The 26,930-nt window shown below is 34.7% G+C and carries 10 protein-coding genes and 8 pseudogenes; 7 read left to right on the top strand and 11 right to left on the bottom strand.

Features of this window, described 5'->3' with window-relative positions; translation table 11 throughout:
• Positions 1-49 precede the first annotated feature (49 nt).
• The 4 genes and pseudogenes from mobC (at position 50) to H1220_02165 (ending at position 4,211) form a co-directional block, all read left to right on the top strand.
• Positions 50-400 (top strand): plasmid mobilization relaxosome protein MobC, encoded by a 351-nt coding sequence (mobC, locus tag H1220_02180; GenBank protein ID QMI86184.1) that lies wholly within the window; start codon positions 50-52, stop codon positions 398-400.
• A 5-nt stretch (positions 401-405) separates the two neighbouring features.
• Positions 406-776, top strand: a pseudogene (locus tag H1220_02175) (relaxase/mobilization nuclease domain-containing protein).
• A 464-nt stretch (positions 777-1,240) separates the two neighbouring features.
• Positions 1,241-3,117: pseudogene (gene ltrA / locus H1220_02170) on the top strand (group II intron reverse transcriptase/maturase).
• Positions 3,118-4,211, top strand: a pseudogene (locus H1220_02165) (relaxase/mobilization nuclease domain-containing protein).
• A gap of 14 nt (positions 4,212-4,225) precedes the next feature.
• Here H1220_02165 and H1220_02160 read toward each other — a convergent pair.
• From H1220_02160 to H1220_02130, 7 genes and pseudogenes are all read right to left on the bottom strand, one after another.
• Positions 4,226-5,050: a hypothetical protein gene (locus H1220_02160; protein QMI86183.1), complete on the bottom strand. Its 825-nt coding sequence runs from the start codon at positions 5,048-5,050 to the stop codon at positions 4,226-4,228.
• A 14-nt stretch (positions 5,051-5,064) separates the two neighbouring features.
• The gene (locus H1220_02155) at positions 5,065-5,394 is read right to left on the bottom strand and encodes a hypothetical protein (GenBank protein ID QMI86182.1); all 330 of its coding nucleotides are present in this window, start codon (positions 5,392-5,394) and stop codon (positions 5,065-5,067) included.
• Positions 5,395-5,424: 30 nt separating this feature from the next.
• Positions 5,425-5,739 (bottom strand): hypothetical protein, encoded by a 315-nt coding sequence (locus H1220_02150; protein QMI86181.1) that lies wholly within the window; start codon positions 5,737-5,739, stop codon positions 5,425-5,427.
• Positions 5,740-5,824: 85 nt separating this feature from the next.
• On the bottom strand, positions 5,825-8,059 hold the full coding sequence (locus H1220_02145) for a S8 family peptidase (protein ID QMI86180.1): 2,235 nt from the start codon (positions 8,057-8,059) through the stop codon (positions 5,825-5,827).
• Positions 8,052-9,119 (bottom strand): AAA family ATPase, encoded by a 1,068-nt coding sequence (locus tag H1220_02140; protein ID QMI86179.1) that lies wholly within the window; start codon positions 9,117-9,119, stop codon positions 8,052-8,054. Before H1220_02140 ends, H1220_02145 begins: the two co-directional genes overlap by 8 nt.
• Before the next feature lie 166 nt (positions 9,120-9,285).
• Positions 9,286-9,948: pseudogene (locus H1220_02135) on the bottom strand (DNA-binding protein).
• 42 nt (positions 9,949-9,990) lie between these two features.
• Positions 9,991-18,744: pseudogene (locus H1220_02130) on the bottom strand (DEAD/DEAH box helicase family protein).
• Positions 18,745-18,780: 36 nt separating this feature from the next.
• On the opposite strand from H1220_02130, the gene H1220_02125 reads away from it, so the two are divergent.
• The 3 genes and pseudogenes from H1220_02125 (at position 18,781) to H1220_02115 (ending at position 20,646) form a co-directional block, all read left to right on the top strand.
• Positions 18,781-18,969, top strand: a complete 189-nt coding sequence (locus H1220_02125; GenBank protein QMI86178.1) for a hypothetical protein — start codon at positions 18,781-18,783, stop codon at positions 18,967-18,969.
• Positions 18,929-20,329, top strand: coding sequence for an ISL3 family transposase (locus H1220_02120; GenBank protein QMI86177.1), 1,401 nt, complete (start codon positions 18,929-18,931; stop codon positions 20,327-20,329). The genes H1220_02125 and H1220_02120 overlap by 41 nt, the downstream gene beginning before the upstream one ends.
• Positions 20,330-20,487: 158 nt before the next feature.
• Positions 20,488-20,646: pseudogene (locus H1220_02115) on the top strand (transposase).
• Between the two features lie 540 nt (positions 20,647-21,186).
• Here the strand turns inward: H1220_02115 and H1220_02110 are convergent.
• From H1220_02110 to H1220_02095, 4 genes and pseudogenes are all read right to left on the bottom strand, one after another.
• Entirely contained in the window at positions 21,187-25,455 is a 4,269-nt protein-coding gene (locus tag H1220_02110; GenBank protein QMI86176.1) for a DUF1542 domain-containing protein, read from the bottom strand.
• Positions 25,447-25,794 (bottom strand): annotated as a pseudogene (locus H1220_02105) (DUF1542 domain-containing protein). The gene H1220_02110 and the pseudogene H1220_02105 overlap by 9 nt, the downstream one beginning before the upstream one ends.
• Before the next feature lie 203 nt (positions 25,795-25,997).
• Positions 25,998-26,567, bottom strand: coding sequence for a GA module-containing protein (locus tag H1220_02100; protein ID QMI86175.1), 570 nt, complete (start codon positions 26,565-26,567; stop codon positions 25,998-26,000).
• A pseudogene (locus tag H1220_02095) lies at positions 26,559-26,906 on the bottom strand (DUF1542 domain-containing protein). Before H1220_02095 ends, H1220_02100 begins: the two are co-directional and overlap by 9 nt.
• Positions 26,907-26,930 lie beyond the last annotated feature (24 nt).

The following is a 26,930-nucleotide window of genomic DNA, read 5'->3' as shown; positions in this document are numbered from 1 at the left end:
TTAGGGAGAACCCTAAGACCCCGAAATACATCTAAAGGAGGAACTATTTATGGCAAATAGAATACGAAATGAAAGACTTGAAATTAAACTAACAAAAGAAGAAAAGGCTCTTTTTGAGGAGAAAAGAAAACTTGCTAAGTGCAGAAATATGAGCCATTTTATACGCAAATGTGGTTTGGAAAAGGAGATTTATCAAGTAGATTTAGAACCTTTCCGAGATTTACAAGGTTTACTTTCCAATAGTACAAACAACATCAATCAGATTGCCAAGCGAGTAAATTCGACCGGTGTAATCTACAAAGAGGACATCGATGATATAAAAAATGCGATTGAACATTTCTCAAAAGAGCTATGGCAAATTCATTCACTGCTGCTTAACAGGACTTCCGGAGGTGATTAGTTTTTATGGCTATTACAAAAATACACCCAATAAAATCGACCCTTAATCTTGCTATCGAGTACATTGTAAATGGAGATAAAACAGACGAGCAGCTTTTAATCAGCACTCATAAATGCCACGAATCAACTGCTCACACTCAGTTTTTAAGGACACGAAATGATGCAGGAACAAAAGAACTGTTCTTGCAAGACATTTAATTCAATCTTTTCTTCCTGATGAAGTTAGTCCTGAACTTGCACACAAAATTGGAAAAGAATTATGTAATAAATTACTAAAAGATAACTATGAATATATTCTTACTACTCACATTGATCGTGGACATATTCATAATCATATTATATGTGCGTCCATAAGGTACGAAGTAAATCCATTTTAGCAAAATGGTAGAATAGTAGTTTTAATATCTAGGGTCAATAACTAACTTAGAGGAGAAATCCAAAGAGGACAATAGCACGTTATTAAAGTCATAAGTTGGATAGATATCATTCCACAGCTGAATGGCGAGACCTAAAGTTGATATGAGGATAAAATCTAAACTGATTGAATGCCAGTCCGAGGAACATTTGTGGTGGTCATAACGAAAGATATCTATATACGTTATGTTGAGTGTACCTATGTAGTGAAAATGAATGCATTAGGCAAAACTTTACACTCAATCCGCTTGCATAAGCATGAAAGGACGAAAAGCATATCCGACAATCAACGCTTGCTTTTTACTTCGATACTAAATGGAGATTACCTAAGTCAGAAAGCGAAAAAAATGCTATGGTTTTAAGAACCTGAATATCTGATATGGTAACGGAGCCTTCGTAGTAATCCGAGAGAGATAATGACTCTTACATGGTGAAGGAAGGCAGTTTATTCATTCAATTCAGAGGAAAGGAAGGTGCGAGAGGCACTATGAGAAATCCCAACAATGTATTGATTAGTTTGAGAAAACATTCAAAAGAAGAAAACTACACTTACAAAAGATTGTATCGTAACCTTTACAATACAGACCTATTCTTGCAAGCATACCAAAATATTTATGCTAACACAGGAAATATGACTAAAGGTGTAGATAATCAAACAATAAGTGCAATGAGCTTAGAAAGAATTAACAAAATCATTGATTCACTAAAAGATGAAAGTTACTCACCCACACCAACAAAAAGAGTATATATTCCAAAGAAAAACGGAAAATTAAGACCATTAGGCATACCAAGCATTGACGATAAATTAGTACAGGAAGTATGTAGAATGTTATTAAATTCTATCTATGATGAAAGCTTTGAGGACACATCTCATGGCTTTAGAGATAATAGAAGTTGTCATACCGCTTTAAGACAAATTCAAAATAGATTCGTAAGATGTAATGGTTCGTTGAAGGAGACATTAAAGGTTTCTTTGACAATATAGACCATAACATTATGATAGACATTCTATCCAAGCGTATTGACGATGAAAGATTCCTAAGATTAATAAGAAAGTTTCTTAAAGCTGGATACATGGAACAAAACCAATATCACAACACCTACAGTGGAATGCCACAAGGGTCAATAATAAGTCCCATACTTTCAAATATTTACTTGGATAAGTTTGACAAGTATATGCAAAATTACAAGGAAAGCTTTGATAAAGGTAATAAAAGAAAGCAAAATAAGGAATATAAAGCTCTCTATGATAGAAGAAAAAGACTTGAAAATAAGTTAAGCAAGACAACCAATAAAATTGAAATAGATGATATTAAATCAGAAATTGAAGAGATAAACAAAAGATATTTCAATATACCTTGCTTAAATCCTATGGATGAAAACTTCAAGAGAATACAATATGTTAGATATGCTGATGATTTCATTATTGGCATTATCGGTTCTAAGGCAGATGCTGAAAAGGTAAAACAAGACATTGGTCAATTTATCAAATCAGAATTAAACCTCGAACTATCTGATGAAAAAACGCTAGTAACAAAATCAACAGATAGAGCCAAGTTCCTAGGTTTTGATATCAGAGTAACTCCTGGAAGTAATCATACAAAGAGGACAAAAGCAGGTATAAAAGCAAGAAACTTTGGTGGTCATGTAAGACTTGAGCTATCAACTTCAACAATACAAAATAAGCTAGCAGAGCTTGGAGCATTAAGAATTAAAAATCTAAATGGAAAAGAAGTATGGTTTCCTAAAGAAAGAACTGAGCTAATATCAAGAACAAACTTAAGTATATTAGACCAATATAACGGAGAAATCAGAGGATTCTGCAACTACTACAGAATCGCAAATAATTCTTCAAAGCTCCATAAGTTTAGATACATTATGGAATATAGTCTGTATAAAACATTGGCTTGCAAATATAGGACAAAGGTAACGGATATTATAACTAGATACCGCACTGATAAAGATTTTGGTATAAGTTATACAGATAAAAATGGTAATAACAAAACTCGTTTACTTTGGAAAGACAGCTTGGCTAGAAAAGAATTTCCCCAATGTGATAATGCTGATGTGATTCATAAGCAAAAATTCTATCTTAAGAAACCAACGCTAGGTTTAAGATTAAAAAATAATAAGTGTGAATGGTGCGGGAAAGAAACTAATAATCTAAAAGTGTATCAAGTAAAAAAGCTTAAAGACTTAACTGATGAATATGCTTGGCATGTTTTTATGAAAAGCATTAATAGAAAAACTCTAGTAATTTGTAATGAATGTTTTGAAAAAATTAATAACTCAAATGAAGAATAAATGGAAAGCCGTATACATCGAGAGGTGTACGTACGGTTTGGGGGCGAGTATCTAAAAACCTACATTAGAAATAATGCAAGGCGTTGGATGCTTAGCCTACTTAATAATGTAAATATGGTAACAGGTAGGTGCTACCAGTCTAATAAAAAAAGCTACCATAAAATCCGTTATCAAAGCGATAGGCTATGCAAAGAAAATAACCTATCCGTCATTGACGAGTTTTACGAAAGCTATAAAAAAAATATAAGACTAACAGCAAGTCTTGGTATGAAAACGAACAGGCAAAGCGTGGTACTTCTTGGAAAAGCAGTCTTCAATTTGACATTGACAGAATGATAAAACAGTCTAAGGATTGAGATGAGTTTCTAAAAAAGATGGCTGATCTTGACTATGAAATTAAGTATAGCAAACACATTGCTTTTAAGCCGAAAGATAAGCCAAGATTTACAAGAACTAAAACAATCGGAGAAGATTATACTGAAGAAAGATTAAAAGAACGCATCGCAGAAAGAGTATCTATTAAAACTCCTGCTGTCAAAAAACACATCGGCAAGGTTATTGATATGAACACCAATATAAAAGTAAAAGAAAGCAAAGGCTATGAATATTGGGCAACCAAACATAACCTTAATACAATGGCTGAGTCTGTCATCTATATCAGAGAACATGGCATTAAATCCGTTAAACAGCTTGATGAGTATATCCAACAAGCAGCCGACAAAAGACAAAATATACAAGAAAAAATCAAGGCTATTGATAAGAAAATGCAGGAGCTTTCTGTAATTATGGAGCAAGTTCACATTGTCAAAAAATATAGGGAACACTATAAAATATATAAGGCTAATCCATCTGATAAGGCTTTTTTTGAAGAATACAAAGCTCAGATTACACTATATGAAAATGCCCTTTCAGAGCTTAAAAAATCATATTCCAAGTTGCCAAATTCTAAGGGTATTTTAGATAGACTTGATAAATTACAAGAAAAAAAGAATACCCTTATGCAAGAGTATTCTTCGTCAAAATCTACTATGAACGAGCTTTACAAGATACGAAAAAATTATGGAATTTATATGGGTAAGGAGATGGAGAGATAGGCTTTTAAATCTTCTTATTGCTTTAATAGAAATTTATGAACAGCTTCTAATGTAAATGCGTATGATAAAATTGACAAAAATATTACTATAATGCTAAGGAACATAACCGATTCAAATTGTTTTGTTTTAGCGATGAAACGACGAACTGATTGTATCGGTTTTTTCTTTTTTCTATCAATATAAACACTTATTACTCTAAGCAATAATATATAAGATATTAACTGTTGAATTACTCCTATAAATACGCCAAAAATTTTATATACCGATGCAAAAAGATTTCTTCCATCTGTTATTGTTGCACTCATTGTTGTCGCCATTTCTCTAAGATTAAGTCCATAATATAAGGTCAATGCAGAAACAACTATTGAAACTGCGATGAATTTAACTGTAACTTTTTGAACTTCTTGACTAATAGATATAACAAATAAAAATAATATACATATTATCAGTGGGATAAGTCCAAACCACTTTAAAAACAAAGAAATATAATCTACATATTCTTTAAAAAAACTAACTACTATAGAAGCTACAAACACTCCTGCAATGATTAGCAAAAAAACATCATTGTCATTAGAATTTTCACTTCTAACATTTTCAGCTCGTCTTATTGTAGTGTAATGATAATCTGGAGATTCAATAAAAGTGGTTTTAGTAGATATTTCTATCTTCGTATTAAACAATTTTAATATGATATTTTTAATTTTAGAAGTTAAAAATTTAACTTTGTTAACAAGTTTTATTATAAGTAAAATTAAAAATGATGCTATTAGTCCCTTGATAATATCTTCAGGTATTGCTTTTACCAATCTCCATAACCAATATATAATTGTATCAGGCATAGTCATCACTCCCCCTAATCCTTTTCTAATATCATATCTAATAATTTATATCCCAATGCAGTAATCCTAAATTTCTCAATGCCTCCATTAGCTTGAATCGGTATGTTGCCAAAATACATTGCTGATGTTTCTTGATGAAATCCCTCACAACAATATAATCTAAATAAATTAAGCATTGCCAATTCATATTCTTCTTTAGACAAACAAAGATGTTCTCGTACAACATTGCCATCTACGTACGAATTTTTGTTATACCTAAGATTATTTCTATCTAAACTGGTATGAATTGCTGATAAAATACGAATTTCATTTTTAGATAGATTTTTTAATATTTCTATAAACACCATTGCTATGTCTGTACGATTTTCAGCAAACTACCAATTAGAAAGAAGATTAGCCCACAAATCTTGCACTTCATCCTCTTCTTCCATAAAAGCATTACCTAATATTTCAAATAAAAATTTTGGTGGCAATGGTGTTTCTTTGCCAATTGAACTTCTTTTCGTTTTTTTCTGATCATATTTGTCAAAAAACTTTACAGCATTATTCCATCTGTAATAATTCAGTTTATCTAATAAAACATCTCCAATTTTTGCTAAAACTCTATTATTACTATTCTGTATCCTAAGCTTCCCTCCTATACCACAACTGTTAATTTCTATTTCATATATCTTATCTTGATTCTCCATATCTCTTCACCTCTTATACTTGCTATAATTTTTATAAATATTCCATACCATTCCATTTACTGTCGATAGTGCAAAAAAACAAATACTATTCCCACTTAATTTCTTCATTAACTTTTTGGTGAATATCTACTCTATTAACAACATCGATTACATTTACTAACCAACCATTTAATGTACAACTTCTGATAAATTCATCAATTCTATTAACTCCATTCATTTCTTTGAGTGTTACAACAACACCAAACTTAACTCCTATACCATCTTGAGGAGCTAATCGGTTATTTGTCTTTACTTCCATACCCCAGTTTTTATTTCTATAAGAGTCTTTTGGTATCATTCTTTTTGTAGCACTCTCTGCGATATACTTTACATTATCCCATTTTCTAAACTGCTTTCTGGCTTCACCTTCCAAAAGATAATTTCTTTCTCCCTCTGAGGTGTCTTCTGTATTCTGTTTATCCCCCTTAATATCCTTGATTTTTTTATCATCCCCTATTCTCCCAAAATGTAAATTTAATTCCGTATTTGTATAATCCACACCTTGCAATCTATCACACAATGGAAAATAACACATAGTAGCCTTTGCAATATATGGATACTTGTTATCCTTTAGAGGCACTGGAAAATCGTAGCTATAAGTATTCCATTTTTCACTAACGTCTGATACCACAAATTTTATTTCATCATCTTTTGTTTGAATAATATCGTTTATATGAATTGGTACAACTCCATGCCCATATAAAGCAACTTCCTCAGGAGTCGGTTTTTCATCCCAACCTCTTGCAGCGTCAATAATCATGGCTTTTGCAACTTCTCTATTAAGTCCCAACACATCAATTAAATAAGATAATTTTCTCGCAATCCAAGGCGCAGCATAAGAAGTACCAGCAACACTCGCAGCCCCTAAAGGTTCACAAACCCTAATGTACTCTTCTTCACTGCCACCATAATAGCTCACATCAGGCTTTGCAAAGAAAGATAATACTAATCCTTTACGAGCATATTTAGTAGACAGCCCATTCTTACTAACTGAATTTACAACTATACTATTAACAGAATCTGCCGGAGATCCTATTTTTACTATATCTGCACTTGGTTTATTTGTTCCTGCCACAACAAATATTACATTGTTTTCAAACTGAATTTTATCTAATGTTGCAGCTTCAGCAGAAATAAAGTTGTCATTAATTTCCTGATTACTACCAAGTGAAATATTCCAGACTTTTATATCTGAATTGTTTACTACAATACTCTTTATTTTCTTTATTATTGAAAATGAAGAAAATTCAGCACCTACCGCTACTCCAAAATGCCTAACCTTAAATCTTCCGCAGCCATCGTCCAGCCAAGGATTTAATCTTGCTCCATCAACGATAATGGAAGATACTGCTGTCCCATGATTATAATCTTTTGGATTTTTTGGTATATCTTCTGAGACCATATCATGATATTCAACCCAATCACTAAAATAAACACTTTCATCAAATAAGGTATCTATCACACCAATTGTTGGTTCAATAGTTGGGGATGATATAGTTACCATTTTTGTTTGATACTCATTTATAAAATCATCAGGTGATAAACTTGACAAATCAACGGTTGCCATTGAAACAAGATAAGGTGCTTTTACGAAAAGTAGTTCTATCTGCTTTTCGTCTAAGTAAACAGTTTGATTATCTAAAATTCTGCTACTTAAAATATCTATCCCTAATCTTTCAAATAATAATTTTGTATCTTTTCTTACATCATACAAAGTTATAATACTTTGTTTTACATCTATCGTAGGTAACTCTACCTCAAAAGAATCAATATACGATACATCTGCAATCACCTGTTTAAATGTAGACATACTTACAGAAAGGTTTTTAAAAACTTCTGAATTAACAATACTTTTGTCTTCAAATTTGCTCTTGCTGATATTTCCTTCAAATTTTTGAGATAATATATTTGAAGTATTTACAATTAACTCTATGCTTTTAGTTAAATCATCCTCATCAAGAAAATACGTTATTATATGCTTACTCTTATCTAAATTAAATTTTGCACCAACAATTGCATCATTAGAAGTCGTCCCTTTAAAAAGTCCTGCAATTCGATTACTTTTCGCAACAATTTTATTATAATAAACACTAATTAAAATTCCTTCAAATGGTTTTGTTTCTTTATCCCAAAATTCTTTAATTTGGCTTAACTGAGATTTTAACCTTAACAAATGCTGTGTGCTAACATCATTTTTTCCATTCATGGCTATACCACCGCCATTAACATTTCTACGTGCTTGTACAAAGCGTTTCCCTTTTAATTCCAAAACATTATTCACTATCTACTTCCTCCTTTTTCAGCTTTCTTGATACAGCACTTTTAGACTCCCCTTTTAACTTTTCTATTTCTCTTACAGTAAATCCTTCTTCATGAAGTTGGCTTATGTCCTTTTGATCCAGGTTTCCTATCAAACTATTGTACAATCTTTTCAAATAATCATACTCAGAACCAACATCACTAAATGCAAGTGATGTTTTTATAATGTTTTTTAATTCTCCGGGATAAGGTATTTTCTTTGCTATCCTCAATATTTTTTTAAATAATCTTGTATCCTTGGATATTCCTTTAAAATTCTTGATAAATGAAGAAAAATAATATTCAGCAACTTCTATTAAATCCTCATCACTATACCTATTGAAATTAATAACAGCATCAAATCTCCTAATTAATGCTTTATCAAAATTTGAATATAGATTAGTTGTTGCAATAAGTACAATCTCTTTATTAAGGTCTGTCAATCTATCTAATTCTCTTAAAATTGTGGATGTTACTCTTCCCATCTCTCTAATATCATTAGAATTAATTCTATTCAATGCAATAACATCAATTTCATCAAATAAAAGCACAACCTTATTTGCATTTGGAAGCATATTTATTTCTCTAAATACTTCTATTATGTTTTTATTACTCTGTCCCAACTTGCTATCTATCAAGTTTTCAAAATCCACCCTAAAAAGAGATCTATCCAATAATCTTGCAACATTTTTAGCTGCTTCTGTTTTTCCACTTCCCGGTAATCCTTCAAATAAAAATTTATTAATACCAAGATTATGGTTTACAGCGTTAATAATACCTTTTATATCTTCTGTTATTTCAAGTGGTAAATTTAAAGCCTCTAAATTTCTTATTTCTACTTGTTTTAAAAACTCACTTTCAAAATCACTACTTTGTGGTGAATATAAATTTGATTCAGATATTAACCCCATAATATATTCGGATAACTGATAATCTCCTATGCTATCAAAATATCTTGCTATTGCTATTGCTTCATTTCTAAAGGAATTTTCATTCCTTTCCACATGGTATTTTATTAAATTCAAAACATTTTGTTTTTTCATATTGCCATACCTCCTATTTTCTTTATTATTATATCATAAATCGGGACATGTTTCTATATTTATGGGACAAATATTTAAATTTTAATTTCTACATCAAAGGTTATATTAGCGATCCTTCATGATTAAAAAAAGCCGGTGCAGTCCTAAGACCACACCGACCATATATTTATCTCTCAGCTTCTTTTGATGCTTCTTTCTTTTCTCTAGGCTTTTCCTTATTATCTTCAGCCTGATATTTCTTGATAGCTCCAAGAACAGATTCTTTCTTTTCTTCCTGTCTTTTCATTTGTTCTTTTGCCTTTAAGAGCTTTGAAGAAAGTATCTTGATGTTAGTATGTTCCTTACCGTTATCATCAATGGAAGTTCTAATCTGTCCAAAAAGCTTCACAAAATCTCCCTGCTTAAAATCCTTTGGAATATCACTCTTTTCTCCATAAGCGGATCAATTATGATATACCTTATTTTCCTCATCATCTTTAGATACAACAGAGAAATTTGCCACCTTAAAGGCTTCTCTATTCTTGTTTTCTCTTTCAACTACATCGACCTTGCCGACAACATTTCCAACTATATTTATAAGGTTATCTTGTTCTTCCTGAACATAAGGCAGATCTTTTATCTATCCCTGTTCTCTTAAATCTTCAATCATATAGTCAAATTCCTCGTGCAGTAAATTAACGGTGTCATTGTCCATATAAGCCTCATAGAGCTTGTCTAAAGCACTTTCATCGTTGATACCTTTTTCCATGCTGATAACCGCCTTAACAAAGTCATTGTGATTATCATTGACCATATCTTCAATTCTATCTCTCATTGTTTTGTAATCCATGTTTTTATCTCCTTTCATGGTAAAAGGGAGGTTGCCCTCCCGTTATCGTACATATTCCTGTTCTTTTGTAATTTGTTTTTCCTCTGTCTTGCTCTCATTTTGATAAGCTCTTATCTGACCTAAAATAGATGGCTTATCACCCGTTTTCTGTGTGGCTTCCTCTTTGGTATACAGATTGTCCTCCACATCATAAGTTGACTCAAAATAGTCGCTGTCCTTAAAGTCATTGTCATATCTGTCAGTAATTCCATCATTATCAAGGTCTTTAGAAAGTAGATCATAAAAGTTACCTTCATCATCAATGTCAAGTCCAAGTGCTGCTCTTAAATCTTCAGAATCCACATAGACTAAATCTTCAAAAGAAGATAGCTCAATCTCATTTTTTATGTTCTTTAGAGTTTCATTTTCTCCCTTGTTCTCATAATCAAAGCTCTCTGTTTTTATTGGTATATCATCAATATACTGTGTCCATGTATTATCCTCTAAATTAAGCTCATACTGAATACCATGTCTTTCATCTGGCGTATTCGTATAGGCAATGCCTATGTGCTTCAAATCAGGATACAAGGTGTTAAAGTCATCATAACTATGATTTTCTTTGTACTCTCTGTTACAGAAATCAATAATTGCTCTTTTTACATCTTCTACAAGTGGATTATCATTTCTCTTTTCTTCAACATCTCCAATGTCAAGCAGCTTATTCAGTTCTGCCAAGCGAAGTACCTTACTCTTTAATTCATCAGCTTTTTCAAACGGATTTTTTAATTCCTCTTTGGCATTTTCAAGCTGCTTTTTTGTGCTGATGAGCTTTTCTTCAAGCCTCTTTAATTTCTCAGGCATTTTCTCAAGAGCGTTATCCAGTCTTGTAATGTTACCGTCCGCACTCGTTCCAAGCTCTCCTGAATACTTTGTAGCACCATTTAAGCTAAAGTCATGGGCATTGGTAAAAAAGTTGTAGCTTACCTCTAAATCTATATTTCTGTACTTGCCGATAATCTTGCTTCCATTGATTTTCACTTTGGAAATGGCTTCAAGCAGCTTTTCTCCAGCTAACTTCTTATCGGTAATCTTTTCTCCAAAAAGGGTAATGGAAGTAAACTTTTCTCTCCTTCCTCTTTAGGTTCAACTTCCGATATATCTTTCCTTACAGCTTCTATTAGCTTTTCCGTTCTTGCAATTTCTTCCGGATAGTTTTTCGCTACCTTATTCTAATCTGTAACGATTGGACTTATAGTTTGATTCCAACATCTTCAGCTTCGTAACCTCGTTATCCAAATCCATCTTTTCTTTAATCTTAGGATCACCTGTAGCAAGAGCTTTAATCTCTGCATAGTTTAAACTGCTTTCATCTACATCTTCCGCCACACGAACAGGAGTCTTTGAAGTCATAATCTGTGAAATAAATTTCTGTTTGTTTTCTATCGTCTGACACAAATAGGCATAAAATGTGTTCTCTGTAACATAACGATAGATATTTACTTTCTCATTTTCGTTACCCTGTCTTACAATTCTACCCGCACGCTGTTCAAGGTCAGCAGGGCGCCAAGGGACATCGAGGTCATGAATTGCAACCAGTTTGTTTTAAACATTCGTGCCGGCTCCCATTTTCTGAGTAGAGCCGATCAATATCCTCACATCTCCTTTTCTTACCTTTGCAAATAGCTCGTCCTTTTGCTTATCGGAACCTGCTTCATGGATAAAGGCGATTTCTTCTTTCGGTATTCCCATTGCTACAAGTTTATCCCGTATATCATCATAGATATTAAACTCTCCATCACCTTTCGGTGTGGACATATCAGAGAATAGAAGCTGTGTTGACCTATCTTCTTTTGTCTTATCCCAAATGGCAAACACATTTTTCACGCAGACATTTACCTTGCTGTCAGGATTATCAGGTAGCAGAGGATTGATTAAACGCGGATCTAAAGCAAGTTTTTTACCGTCATTAGTAATTTTTAGCATATTATCTTCATCAGGCTCTACCACCCTATTTCTCACATCATCTGCTCTTTCAGATAAACTCTTTAGGATTTCCTTTTGCTCCTCACTTGGCAAGGTCTTAATAACTTCATAGTGTGCTTCAGGTGTTGGAAGATTTAGCATATCTGCTGTCTGAATATCTTCAACTTCCTTAAACATTGACATTAGTTCAGGAAGGTTATAGAACTTCGAAAAACGAGTTTTTACTCTATACCCTGTTCCCTCCGGAGAAAGTTCAAAAGCAGATTGTGTTTCCCCAAAGGTAGAAGCCCAAGAATCAAAATGCTCCAGATTGTTTTTCTTTAGGCTTTCATACTGAAGATAACGCTGCATGGTATAAAGCTCAGTCATAGAATTTGATACAGGAGTTCCCGTTGCAAAGACAATGCCTTTTCCATTTGTCATTTCATCCATGTATCTACATTTCATAAACATATCGGAGGACTTAAAGGCTTCACTTTGACCGATTCCTGCAACATTACGCATTTTTGTATAAAGATAAAGATTTTTGTAGTTGTGTGCTTCATCAACAAAGAGCTTATCAACTCCTAATTCCTCAAAGGTAATGACATCATCTTTCTTAAAATCGTCATTTAATTTCTCGAGCCTTGTTTCCAGTTTCTTCTTCGTCTTTTCAAGCTGCTTTACCGTAAAGTTCTGATTTCTATCATGCTTATATTCCTCAACATAGTTAATGATTTCATCAATCTGATCCTGAATATGCTTCTCTTGATATTCCTTAGACATAGGGATTTTTTCAAACTGCGTATGCCCGATAACAACGGCATCATATTCCCCTGTGGCAATCTTCCCGATAAATCTCTTTCTGTTTTTTGGCTCAAAGTCTTTCTTATCAGCCACCATAATGTTCGCAGACGGATAGAGCTGCATAAACTCACGACCGATTTGTCCTGTTAAGTGATTGGGTACAACAAACAAGGACTTACTACACATTCCAAGTCTTTTAGATTCCATTGCAGAAGCTACCATCTCAAAAGTCTTTCCACTACCCACGACATGAGCAAGCAGGGTATTTCCTCCGTAAAGACTTCGTGCGATAGCGTTTCTCTGATGAGGTCTAAGTTCTATTTTAGTATTCATTCCCTCAAAAGAAAGATTACTTCCGTCATATTCTCTGTTTCTTATCGAGTTAAAACGCTCATTATACAGTTTTACAAGGCGGTTTCTTCTTTCCTGATCGTTAAATATCCAGTTCTTAAATTCTTCTTTTAATAACTCCTGCTTTTGTCCTGCAAGCATGGTTTCTTTTTTATTTAGGACAGAAGTTTTAGAACCGTCCGGATTTACAATCTGGTCAAATACCTTTGTTTCTTTAAGGTTTAGAGCATCTTCAATCAGCTTATAGGCATTTACCCTTGATGTACCATAGGTCATTTCAGCGAGGTCATTTCCTCTATCCCTACTTTTACCTTCTACATTCCATTCACTTGTCAGGTTTGAAAACTTAACCTTAATATCCCATCTTGCATATCCCGGGGTTTTCAGCGTTTCAAAGATATATTTCTCAATATCTTTAATCGGTATCCAAGTTGCACCAAGACGCACATTGATTTCACTTGCTTCAAGCTCCTTTGGGAGAACTTTCATAAGCTCAGCCTTTTGGTATTCCGAACGATTCATCTCATAGCTAATCAGTTCTTTTTCTTTACCATCTTCTGCATAGCCAAGATGGGGGAGTTCTCTTTCCGTTTGTCTTAGCTTTGCAAAGTAGCTGTCTACGATGGCAATCTTATCCCTGATATTTCCTGATAGGTACTCATCTTTTGTTACATAGCCATACTTATAGGAGTTGCTATCATTGGCACAAGCAAAAGGTAAATCTCCATATTCCAAGTTAAAAGACAGTGGTCTATAAAAGTTTTGTTCCTCTCTGATATTTAGATAAATCTCTCCCCTAAGTTCCTCAATCAAAGTCGGTCTGTCTTTACCTGTCAGGCTTTCCATATAGTCAAAGTCTACATATCCTTTTTCAGATACCGATAAAACAAGGGCTTCTAAAGAAGTATCAACATGATCTATGACTTTAGCCTTTGTAATAGTTCTTTTGGAGAAAATATCTCCCTTTGCCTTGAAATTTTCTTCTTCATCAAGGATTTCAATGGAGGAAACAAGTGGAAAGTTGCTATCCTCTTTTAAAGCTCTGGTATTGCTTAAATTATTTACAAAGCCATGCTTATTAGAAAAACGATCATAGACTTCATTTAGTTTTTCCTGTGAAGCCTTGATTTCTTCCTCACTAAAATCTTCTTTCTGCTTGTAAATCACATCTTTTAAGGCAGCATTCAGCTCAAGATAATCCTTGATTTTTTCTTTGTTTTTATCCGTTAACTCTTTCTTTACAAATAGGGAGTTTTCTCTGTAATAGACTTCATCATCAATTAAGGTATAAGAGAAGTTCTTTACATCATCCGTTGCCGGGATTGAAGTGATTTCATCATCTAAAAGCTCTATTTCTTCATACTTGGCATCTTTTGAAATTCTTTCTCTTGCAATCTCGATACGATCCTTCAATGAAGCCATATTTAGCTCTGTGCCTAAATAAGCTATCGGCTCACAAGTTAGAGTTTTTCCAAATCTTCCGCTTACTTCACGCATTGAGCCAAGTACCTGTTCAGGATGATCAACAAAGTATTTGTTATATACAAGACCGTTTTCATCTTCCGCAAGGTGTATCCAATCTTCATCACGCTCTAATACGCTATCTCTTTTCTTTAGAAAGATAATATCGCTTGTTACCTCTGTTCCGGCAACACTCTTAAAAGTATCGTTCGGAAGTCTTATCGCTCCTAAAAACTCAGTCCTTGCTGCAAGATAACGTCTGACACTTTCGTCCTTTTTATCCATTGTTCCACTTGATGTGATAAAGGCGATGACGCCGCCGTTTCTGACTTTATCAATAGACTTGGCAAAGAAATAATCGTGGATAAGGAAGTTATTTTTGTTATACTCCCTGTCATTGACCTTATATTCTCCAAAGGGAACATTACCGATAACTGCATCGAAGAAGTTATTGGAAAAGGAAGTTTCTTCAAGTCCTTTAATCTGTATATCACTTTCAGGATATAAAAGTTTTCCAATCCTACCGCTTATAGAGTCAAGCTCTACACCATAAAACTTTGACCTACGCATTTCATCAGGAAGATTTCCTATAAAGTTTCCGATGCCCATTGATAGCTCAAGGATATTTCCGCTCTTAAATCCCATATCTGAAAGTGTCTTATATACGCCGTCAATAACAGTTTTCGGTGTGTAAAAGCTCGTTAGGGTAGATTCTCTTGCAGCTTCATATTCTGCCTGAGATAAGTTTTCCTTTAGAAAGCTCCTCGCTTCTTTCCACTGTCCGCCTTTTTCTTCATCGAATACATCAGCAAGTCCACCCCAGCCTACATACCTTGCTAAAACTTTCTGAGCTGTACTGTCAAGCTCTCTTTGCCCATTCTCCACTCTATTAAGCATGGAAATTGCTTCAAGGTTATTATTTAGCCTTTCACTTGGAGATAACTTTTCAGGTAATGTTTCTTCCGTAATCTTGAAGTTATGAGCTTCTGTTCTCTCTATTTCACTTTCTTTAGCAATAGTTTCAGGCTTTTTATATGTCAGATTTTCAAATACTCTCTCAAGATCGCTTTCAAGACGATAAGGAATTACATCGGAGCCTGTTATCATACCGCCAAGATATTCGGTATTATCCTTAACTGTTACCGTCTTTAAGTTATTTCCCATATCATCAAAGCGTGTGATGGTGTAGTCTTTCCCCTTATAGTTCACTTCATCGCCGATGATAAATTCAGGTCTTTCAAGACTTATTTGTCTTAATAAATCCTCATTATCTGTAAAGGCTACAATCGGGATTTGATGATTACCTTGTCTTACAGGATCAAGCCATAAATCATTTCTTCCTGTAATTTGATTTTTAGAAAGCTCTCTTACTTTGTACTCCACATGATTAAAATAGACGGTATCGCCTTCTTTAACTGCAAACTCATCTGAAAGGCTGTCCTCTTTTTCATTAAGCTCTACTTCTTCTTTTTCCTTTAGATAATCAAATAAGGTAGCCTGAAAAGGTTCTGCTTTTATGCTTTTTTCTACTTCTTCAGGTGCTTCAAACTCTGTATTATTCTCCTCAAAACTTAGCTCTCCATTAAAGACATGATGAAGCTCCTGCTCATCCATCTGCTTTTTAAGTTCACTGTCTTTAAGTTCTCTAAAGGTCTTTGGAAAATCCTCTAAAACAAGCCTTTGGACATTTAATTCCTTTAACTCCTCAAGATTAAAATATCCCCATTCAGGTTCTATCCCAAGTACAAGTCCAAAAGCATCTTTACTTTCCCTGTCATATTCCGTCATATACCAAGTCCAGTTAGAACGGAAAGGAATAATATATGCTGCATGAACCTCTTTATCCGCTAAAGCTACATCTTCCTGTGCGTAAAGTTCAGGTACTCTTTCAAGCATTTCATCAGTCATTAAGTTTTCAGGATTATCTTTAGAATAATATTGCGGTGCTTTTGCTTCTTCTATCTCTGACTTACTTTCTATTTTCTTTTCTTCAAGATAAAGATTTTTAGAAAGCAGCTCGTCAATATACTTTGCCATACTTGACCAAGTAAGGAAAACATCATTACAATTATTCTTCTGTAATTTAAGTCCCTTTGCATCGTGCCATTCATCACTTCCCATTGCACCTGATACTGCATGACTTCTACCACCTATGCCATATTCGTCTTTTAGAAAATTAGCTTTTTCCTGCAAAGTATGAGTTTCTTTGAAAAACTTTGTTATTCGCTCTTTTCCTCTATCGACGCCACTTCCTCTTGAAAGATTTTCAAGGACTTCATCTTCTGTAATAAAGGACTTTACTTTTGGAAGCTCTGTTAGATTGGTACTATATTCCTTTCGTGGCAGCTCAAGTTCCTGTAACCTCTTATATAGACTATCTACCTTGTGATAGTGAAACCTTAATACATTTCTCTTTTCTTTGTATCCCCCTAAAAATCTGCCATATTCTTTGATTGTTTCCTTTAAGTATTCAGGATTTTTTAATGCTTCAGACAACCTTTTCGTTTCTTCCGGAAAGCCTCCTCCACTTGTTTTCAATAGTTCAAAATATCCCTGTGCTTGTCCTTCTTCGCTTAAATCATGCGTTAGATACCATAGTGATTCTGAAATCCGATTTCTTTCATAATCAAGAGCCTCAGAAAGATCTACATTTGTAGCAAACTTACCACTATCAAGAAGCTCATTTATTCTACTTGCTGCATCACTCCAGCTTAAAATTTGCGTATCATCTTCTCTTGCAGAAGTTCCATAAGCTAAATGAATGCCTTTATCCGAATACCAGGAAGATACTTCTCTTTCATCAATGTAAAATCCATTTCCTCCTCTAAAGGTATTTTTTAGATAATCTCCCAATTCTTCATTGCTCTTTCCTTTAGAAAACTCAGCGATAACAGGAAGTCTACTTCCATCATGATTTCCTCCGTTAATAAGGATAGTATCTATATCCCTTTCATTAAGCGGAATTGTGAGCCTCATCTGTCCGTAGGTATTTTCAGGTAAAGAAAAAGAAGCCTTTTCAGCCTCTTTTAACTCTACATTAGTATTATCTTTTAAATTTCCACTACTTCCTTGATTGTCATTTCCTTCAGAGCTGAAATCATCGCCCCATACTGTGGATGGTTCTCGTCCTCTATCTTCCACGCCTTCATCAATTTCGGCTTCTCCGTTCTCATAAACTCTATCGCTTGTTTCTGAATATCCATCAGGTGTCCTGTCAGCTTCTTCTCCTTGTATAGATCCACTAACATCTCGAAGTGGCTCTGCTCCTCTCTCTGTGATAAATAATCCAGCCTCATCACTGCGTAGGTCGGATTCGGATACTCCCTTATGAAGTCCATCTGTTCCTCCAAGCTGTTTAGCGTATTCTCCCTGATTTTCTCTATTATCTCGTCCGTACTCTCCATTTCTGAGAACTCGCTCATTTTCATTTCTTTTCTGATCATCTCGTCGAAGTACATTATTATCTCCTTTCTCAATTTCTTCTTTAATCCTATTGTATCCTGCTTCTTTACCTCTTAAAACTTCTTTTTTAAGCTCAAGCTCTTTGCTTCTTTGAATAGTTTCATCAATAATCTTTCCGCTAATATCCGATACGGTTTCACCAAGACTCATTAGGGATATACTGCCAAGTCTTTGAAAATTTTCTCTTAAAAGCTCATTATCCACAGGATAGTCTACCTTAAATCTTGAAGCTACTGCATAACTCGCTGAGTCCCTAACAAATTTGGTAAAGGATATTCTATCCTCATCAGCTATTCTAAGCTCATTCATAAGGCTGTCTATCTTTTCATCACCGTAAAGTTTACTTAAAGAAAAGATATTTTCTAAGGTGCTTTCACTTTCCTCATAGCCCTCTCTTGTTATCATTTCCTTTAAGACATCCCTATGAGCTTCCTTATCATATCTCCAAAGATTGACTTCATTGACCTCCCTGTTTCTTGAAACTGTCTGGCTTATATCAAAAATATATGCCACTTTTTTGTATGTGCCATAGTCCTCTAAAATTGGTATCCCTTTCTGTCCTCGCATAACTGTTCGGTTAAAGCGTTCCCTCCAATAGTCGAACTTGGCACAGGCTGTCGCTTCAGGATTTTTATCATAGATACTTAATTGACTTCTAAAGTCGTATCTTTGATTATTTCCGACAACTTTTAAGAGCTTTAGATACTCTGCTTCATTATGCAGGACATCTTGTTTTACAAGTTCTAAAACGTTATGAAAATCATTTATTCGCATGTTTACCTCCTTCTTTTTTCGGCTCTATAATAAATCGTGTTGGTGAGAATAATCCACCAGCACGATTTTGTATATAAAAGTGGACAAAAAAAGAGAAATACCTGTATGATTAAATCACCACAATTAAACAAGGAGGTATTTCTCATGAATTATTATACAAAAAAATTGGGCTCTATAATAAATCGTGTTGGTGGGAATAATCCACCAACACGATTTTGTATATAAAAGTGGACAAAAAAAGAGAAATACCTGTATGATTAAATCACCACAATTAAACAAGGAGGTATTTCTCATGGATTATTATACAAAAAAATTATTGACATTAACAGATAAATCTTTCATAGCTGATGAACATTGGTTAGAAGAAAAAACAATAAATGGTATTCCACACCACTTTATTAAAGGTACTTGGACAAAGCCTTGCCACACCTGTCCACATTGTCATGCTAAAACACTCATCAAACATGGAACATATCAAACGAAAACATTATTACCAAAGTTTAGACAAATCAAAACTGTTTTACTTCTTAAAAGAACCCGTTATCGCTGTAAAACGTGTCTAAAAACCTGTTCTTCTTCGTGTTCTTTAGTCGATAAACATTGTTGTATTTCTAAAGAATTAAAACAACTTATCGCACTTGATTTAACGAAAAATATTTCAAGAAAACATATCTGCCAAGACCACTTTGTATCTGATGTGACCGTACAACGTGTCTTAGATAAATATACAAAACAAGTTAAACCGTCTTTTCATTATCTACCTAAGGTACTATGTATCGACGAATTTAAGTCTGTGACATCTCATTTAGGGAAGATGAGTTTTATCTGTGTAGACGGATTGACGCACCGTATTATTGATGTGTTACCTAGTCGCCAATTAGACCATTTAATCACTTATTTTAAACAATTTTCTAAAAAAGCAAGACATAGCGTTCGCTATCTTGTTATGGATATGAATGCCAATTATGGCAAACTTATTCAGAAGGTTTTTCCTAATGCCGTTATTGTCACAGATAGATTTCATATCATACAACATATACATCGGAATTTAAATACACTACGTATAAAAGAAATGAACACCTTTAAAAAAGAAGAAAAGGCTTATAAACACTTAAAGAAATACTGGAAATTATTATTAAAAGATGCCTTTGATGTAAATGATACAGACTATCACTATCACCAATCCTTTAAAACATATCTGACACACGCACAAATCCTGGATAGATTATTAGACTATAGTCCTGTTTTAAAACAAGCATATGAGTTTGTACAAGAGTTGAGATATGCTTATAGACAGCGAGATTTTGAGTCATTTATGGAGGTTATTCATCATATTGACCCGTCATTACCAGAGTGGTTTAGAAAGAAATTTGATATTTTTAAAACCTATCAGAATGGTATTTATCAAGCTTTTACCACACCTTATTCAAACGGTATCACAGAAGCTATCAACAATCATATTAAAGTCATCAAACGGATTGCCTATGGCTACAGACGTTTTTCTTATTTTAGATTGCGTATTTTAATCATACAACACCATTCTCAGTGGCAGAAAAAGAATGTGAAAAAGGTAGTGAATGGTTAATGCCATTCACTACCAACATACTCACTATTTCTCTCCACCAACACAATTTGACGAAGAGCCAAAAATTGTTGACATTAACAGAGTGGTTTAGAAAGAAATTTGATATTTTAAAAACCTATCAGAATAGTATTTATCAAGCTTTTACCATACTACCTTATTCAAACGGTATCACAGAAGCTATCAACAATCATATTAAAGTTATCAAACGCATTGCCTATGGCTATAGACGTTTTTCCTATTTTAGATTACGTATTTTAATCATACAACACCATTCCCAATGGCAGAAAAAGAATGTGAAAAAGGTAGTGAATGGTTAATGCCATTCACTACCAACATACTCACTATTTCTCTCCACCAACACAATTTGACGAAGAGCCAAAATAAAAAGATAGTGACGTAACATTTGTTACATCACTACCTTTTATGAGTCATCAACCCTATTTGACATAGAGCCAATAAATCATTTGATGTCTTGAGAGCTTCGTCTATCAGAATGACGCCAATAGCGTCTCCTACAAAGATGACTACAAAATACTGTACGCCTATCTAAAACACCTTCTAAAGTCTCAACTTTTCTTCCGCACTTCTTGCAAAAAAATTCTCGCTGACTTTTCAACTTAGAAATCATATTATTATCTCCTTTATTTTAAGATATTATGATAAACAAAGTACATAATTTATTTAAATAAATATACTAATAGGTTTCAAAAAATAATTAGATAAAGATTACTTCTTATCTTTTTTTATTCACCAAAAACAACTGATATTAATAGAAGTAGAAATGAAATATCTCGTTTTTTACTTCCTAGTTACATTAACTTTATATGGCAATATCAACTTGATATTTTATATTCGATTTATTCCTTTTCTTCTTCAATTCGTCTTCTTAATGATGCAATCATTAAACCTAATCCCAGTACAGTAGCTCCATAGAATATTGTATTTTGCTCTATTGCTCCTGTTTTTGGTAGTTTTTTGTTTTGATATTCATCTTTATTAGATGAAGTTGTACCTTCTTTGTTACTATCTACATCTATATTAGAGATTGATTTATTGAAGTTAAGTTTATCTTTACCAACTTTATTGTTATCAGGTAAGATTACGCCTAATTCAAATCTTGGCTTATCGTAATTAGGAGTATCTACATTAACTTCGTAGTTACCTTTTGCTATTAACTCTGTATATGGTATTTCTAAGTTATTAACTGTTACTCTGTTGTCACCAAAAATAATCGTTGCACCTGGATTTAAACGTAGTAGCTCTTCTTTTAGTTTATCTTTTGTTGTTTGATCAATGTTATTTGTATCAGATACTCTTATTTTATAAGCTGGTAATATGACAGAAACTTTTGATACCCCTGCTTGTTTTGCTGCTGTTACACCTTCTTTGTCTGTTGCATTACCTACTGCTTCGATCGCTTCAGTTGTAGCTGCATCTACTTCACCCTTAGCTTTGTCTTTTTGTTCGCTGCTTAAGTGTCCATTTTGTTCGATTGCTGCTTTGGCATCTGCTTTTGCTTTTTCTAAATTCCCTACTGCTTCTGCTTTTGCTTTCGCTAACTCGATTTTGCCTAATCCTTCTGTTTGTCCAGCTGTTATTCCTTCGCTATTTGTTGCTTTATTTATTGCATCGATTGCTGCACTTGTCGCATCATCTACTTCTTTTTTAGCTTTTGCTTTCTCTTCTGGACTTAGATTGTCATTTGCTGCTATTGCTGCATTTGCTTCATTTTGGGCTTGGGCTAATGCTGTTACTGCTGCTTGTTTTGATCCTGAATCTGTTGACACTGCGTTTATCGCACTTTCCCCTGCTTGTTTTTTGGAATCTACATCTGCATTTGTTGTTGCTGCTGCTATTTTCGCTTTTGCGTCTTTTGCTGCTGCATCTGTTGCTGCTTTTGCTTCTGCTTTTTCCCCTTCTGTTAGGTTTGAATTGTCAATTGCACTATCTTTTACTCGCTTAGCTTCATCGATCGCTCTTTCTGCCTCTGCTTTTTTAGCTGATGTTTCACTTACTGCTGCTATATTGTTTGCTCCAGTATCGTATGCTCCAGTAATTTCGTTTTCATCAGATATTTTTTCAATCGCTTCTTCTGCAGCTTTTTTAGCTTCTTTTGCTTGGTTTATTGCTTCTACTTTTTCTTCATCAGTTAAGCTTGAGTTGTTGATCGCATTTGTTTTATCAGCTAATTTCTTATCTAGATTTGCTTTTGCTGTTTCTTTTGCTTTTCTTAGGTTTACTTCTGATAGTCCTGCATCTTTTAAGCCAGGTATTGTCGATACATCTGTTGCACTGTTGATGCTGTCTTCTGCTTTCTTAGCTTCTTCTTTTACCTTGTTTTTTAATGCTTCTTTTTGAGAATTATCTAAACCTTGGGCATTATCTATTTCACTATTTGCACTCTCTACTCTTGCTGCTAGGGCTTCGATCGCTTCGGCTTTTGCTTTCGCTAAGTCAACTTTTGGTGTTGCACTAGTTTCTGCTGCTGTTACACCTTCTTTGTCTGTTGCATTACCTACTGCTTCGATCGCTTCAGTTGTAGCTGCATCTACTTCACCCTTAGCTTTGTCTTTTTGTTCGCTGCTTAAGTGTCCATTTTGTTCGATTGCTGCTTTGGCATCTGCTTTTGCTTTTTCTAAATTCCCTACTGCTTCTGCTTTTGCTTTCGCTAACTCGATTTTGCCTAATCCTTCTGTTTGTCCAGCTGTTATTCCTTCGCTATTTGTTGCTTTATTTATTGCATCGATTGCTGCACTTGTCGCATCATCTACTTCTTTTTTAGCTTTTGCTTTCTCTTCTGGACTTAGATTGTCATTTGCTGCTATTGCTGCATTTGCTTCATTTTGGGCTTGGGCTAATGCTGTTACTGCTGCTTGTTTTGATCCTGAATCTGTTGACACTGCGTTTATCGCACTTTCCCCTGCTTGTTTTTTGGAATCTACATCTGCATTTGTTGTTGCTGCTGCTATTTTCGCTTTTGCGTCTTTTGCTGCTGCATCTGTTGCTGCTTTTGCTTCTGCTTTTTCCCCTTCTGTTAGGTTTGAATTGTCAATTGCACTATCTTTTACTCGCTTAGCTTCATCGATCGCTCTTTCTGCCTCTGCTTTTTTAGCTGATGTTTCACTTACTGCTGCTATATTGTTTGCTCCAGTATCGTATGCTCCAGTAATTTCGTTTTCATCAGATATTTTTTCAATCGCTTCTTCTGCAGCTTTTTTAGCTTCTTTTGCTTGGTTTATTGCTTCTACTTTTTCTTCATCAGTTAAGCTTGAGTTGTTGATCGCATTTGTTTTATCAGCTAATTTCTTATCTAGATTTGCTTTTGCTGTTTCTTTTGCTTTTCTTAGGTTTACTTCTGATAGTCCTGCATCTTTTAAGCCAGGTATTGTCGATACATCTGTTGCACTGTTGATGCTGTCTTCTGCTTTCTTAGCTTCTTCTTTTACCTTGTTTTTTAATGCTTCTTTTTGAGAATTATCTAAACCTTGGGCATTATCTATTTCACTATTTGCACTCTCTACTCTTGCTGCTAGGGCTTCGATCGCTTCGGCTTTTGCTTTCGCTAAGTCAACTTTTGGTGTTGCACTAGTTTCTGCTGCTGTTACACCTTCTTTGTCTGTTGCATTACCTACTGCTTCGATCGCTTCAGTTGTAGCTGCATCTACTTCACCCTTAGCTTTGTCTTTTTGTTCGCTGCTTAAGTGTCCATTTTGTTCGATTGCTGCTTTGGCATCTGCTTTTGCTTTTTCTAAATTCCCTACTGCTTCTGCTTTTGCTTTCGCTAACTCGATTTTGCCTAATCCTTCTGTTTGTCCAGCTGTTATTCCTTCGCTATTTGTTGCTTTATTTATTGCATCGATTGCTGCACTTGTCGCATCATCTACTTCTTTTTTAGCTTTTGCTTTCTCTTCTGGACTTAGATTGTCATTTGCTGCTATTGCTGCATTTGCTTCATTTTGGGCTTGGGCTAATGCTGTTACTGCTGCTTGTTTTGATACTGAATCTGTTGACACTGCGTTTATCGCACTTTCCCCTGCTTGTTTTTTGGAATCTACATCTGCATTTGTTGTTGCTGCTGCTATTTTCGCTTTTGCGTCTTTTGCTGCTGCATCTGTTGCTGCTTTTGCTTCTGCTTTTTCCCCTTCTGTTAGGTTTGAATTGTCAATTGCACTATCTTTTACTCGCTTAGCTTCATCGATCGCTCTTTCTGCCTCTGCTTTTTTAGCTGATGTTTCACTTACTGCTGCTATATTGTTTGCTCCAGTATCGTATGCTCCAGTAATTTCGTTTTCATCAGATATTTTTTCAATCGCTTCTTCTGCAGCTTTTTTAGCTTCTTTTGCTTGGTTTATTGCTTCTACTTTTTCTTCATCAGTTAAGCTTGAGTTGTTGATCGCATTTGTTTTATCAGCTAATTTCTTATCTAGATTTGCTTTTGCTGTTTCTTTTGCTTTTCTTAGGTTTACTTCTGATAGTCCTGCATCTTTTAAGCCAGGTATTGTCGATACATCTGTTGCACTGTTGATGCTGTCTTCTGCTTTCTTAGCTTCTTCTTTTACCTTGTTTTTTAATGCTTCTTTTTGAGAATTATCTAAACCTTGGGCATTATCTATTTCACTATTTGCACTCTCTACTCTTGCTGCTAGGGCTTCGATCGCTTCGGCTTTTGCTTTCGCTAAGTCAACTTTTGGTGTTGCACTAGTTTCTGCTGCTGTTACACCTTCTTTGTCTGTTGCATTACCTACTGCTTCGATCGCTTCAGTTGTAGCTGCATCTACTTCACCCTTAGCTTTGTCTTTTTGTTCGCTGCTTAAGTGTCCATTTTGTTCGATTGCTGCTTTGGCATCTGCTTTTGCTTTTTCTAAATTCCCTACTGCTTCTGCTTTTGCTTTCGCTAACTCGATTTTGCCTAATCCTTCTGTTTGTCCAGCTGTTATTCCTTCGCTATTTGTTGCTTTATTTATTGCATCGATTGCTGCACTTGTCGCATCATCTACTTCTTTTTTAGCTTTTGCTTTCTCTTCTGGACTTAGATTGTCATTTGCTGCTATTGCTGCATTTGCTTCATTTTGGGCTTGGGCTAATGCTGTTACTGCTGCTTGTTTTGATCCTGAATCTGTTGACACTGCGTTTATCGCACTTTCCCCTGCTTGTTTTTTGGAATCTACATCTGCATTTGTTGTTGCTGCTGCTATTTTCGCTTTTGCGTCTTTTGCTGCTGCATCTGTTGCTGCTTTTGCTTCTGCTTTTTCCCCTTCTGTTAGGTTTGAATTGTCAATTGCACTATCTTTTACTCGCTTAGCTTCATCGATCGCTCTTTCTGCCTCTGCTTTTTTAGCTGATGTTTCACTTACTGCTGCTATATTGTTTGCTCCAGTATCGTATGCTCCAGTAATTTCGTTTTCATCAGATATTTTTTCAATCGCTTCTTCTGCAGCTTTTTTAGCTTCTTTTGCTTGGTTTATTGCTTCTACTTTTTCTTCATCAGTTAAGCTTGAGTTGTTGATCGCATTTGTTTTATCAGCTAATTTCTTATCTAGATTTGCTTTTGCTGTTTCTTTTGCTTTTCTTAGGTTTACTTCTGATAGTCCTGCATCTTTTAAGCCAGGTATTGTCGATACATCTGTTGCACTGTTGATGCTGTCTTCTGCTTTCTTAGCTTCTTCTTTTACCTTGTTTTTAATGCTTCTTTTTGAGAATTATCTAAACCTTGGGCATTATCTATTTCACTATTTGCACTCTCTACTCTTGCTGCTAGGGCTTCGATCGCTTCGGCTTTTGCTTTCGCTAAGTCAACTTTTGGTGTTGCACTAGTTTCTGCTGCTGTTACACCTTCTTTGTCTGTTGCATTACCTACTGCTTCGATCGCTTCAGTTGTAGCTGCATCTACTTCACCCTTAGCTTTGTCTTTTTGTTCGCTGCTTAAGTGTCCATTTTGTTCGATTGCTGCTTTGGCATCTGCTTTTGCTTTTTCTAAATTCCCTACTGCTTCTGCTTTTGCTTTCGCTAACTCGATTTTGCCTAATCCTTCTGTTTGTCCAGCTGTTATTCCTTCGCTATTTGTTGCTTTATTTATTGCATCGATTGCTGCACTTGTCGCATCATCTACTTCTTTTTTAGCTTTTGCTTTCTCTTCTGGACTTAGATTGTCATTTGCTGCTATTGCTGCATTTGCTTCATTTTGGGCTTGGGCTAATGCTGTTACTGCTGCTTGTTTTGATCCTGAATCTGTTGACACTGCGTTTATCGCACTTTCCCCTGCTTGTTTTTTGGAATCTACATCTGCATTTGTTGTTGCTGCTGCTATTTTCGCTTTTGCGTCTTTTGCTGCTGCATCTGTTGCTGCTTTTGCTTCTGCTTTTTCCCCTTCTGTTAGGTTTGAATTGTCAATTGCACTATCTTTTACTCGCTTAGCTTCATCGATCGCTCTTTCTGCCTCTGCTTTTTTAGCTGATGTTTCACTTACTGCTGCTATATTGTTTGCTCCAGTATCGTATGCTCCAGTAATTTCGTTTTCATCAGATATTTTTTCAATCGCTTCTTCTGCAGCTTTTTTAGCTTCTTTTGCTTGGTTTATTGCTTCTACTTTTTCTTCATCAGT

It is taken from the genome of Carnobacteriaceae bacterium zg-84 (assembly GCA_013874835.1).
In the GTDB taxonomy this organism is placed as follows: Bacteria; Bacillota; Bacilli; order Lactobacillales; family Aerococcaceae; genus WM01.
Note: the sequence above shows the minus strand (reverse complement) of the source record. Positions and strands in the feature narration are given on the sequence as shown.

Bases quoted from the DNA above. Each gene is read 5' to 3' on its own strand.
- mobC (QMI86184.1), top strand. From the start codon at position 50: ATGGCAAATAGAATACGAAATGAAAGACTTGAAATTAAACTAACAAAA.
- H1220_02150 (QMI86181.1), bottom strand. From the start codon at position 5,739: ATGGAGAATCAAGATAAGATATATGAAATAGAAATTAACAGTTGTGGT.
- H1220_02160 (QMI86183.1), bottom strand. From the start codon at position 5,050: ATGCCTGATACAATTATATATTGGTTATGGAGATTGGTAAAAGCAATA.
- H1220_02140 (QMI86179.1), bottom strand. From the start codon at position 9,119: ATGAAAAAACAAAATGTTTTGAATTTAATAAAATACCATGTGGAAAGG.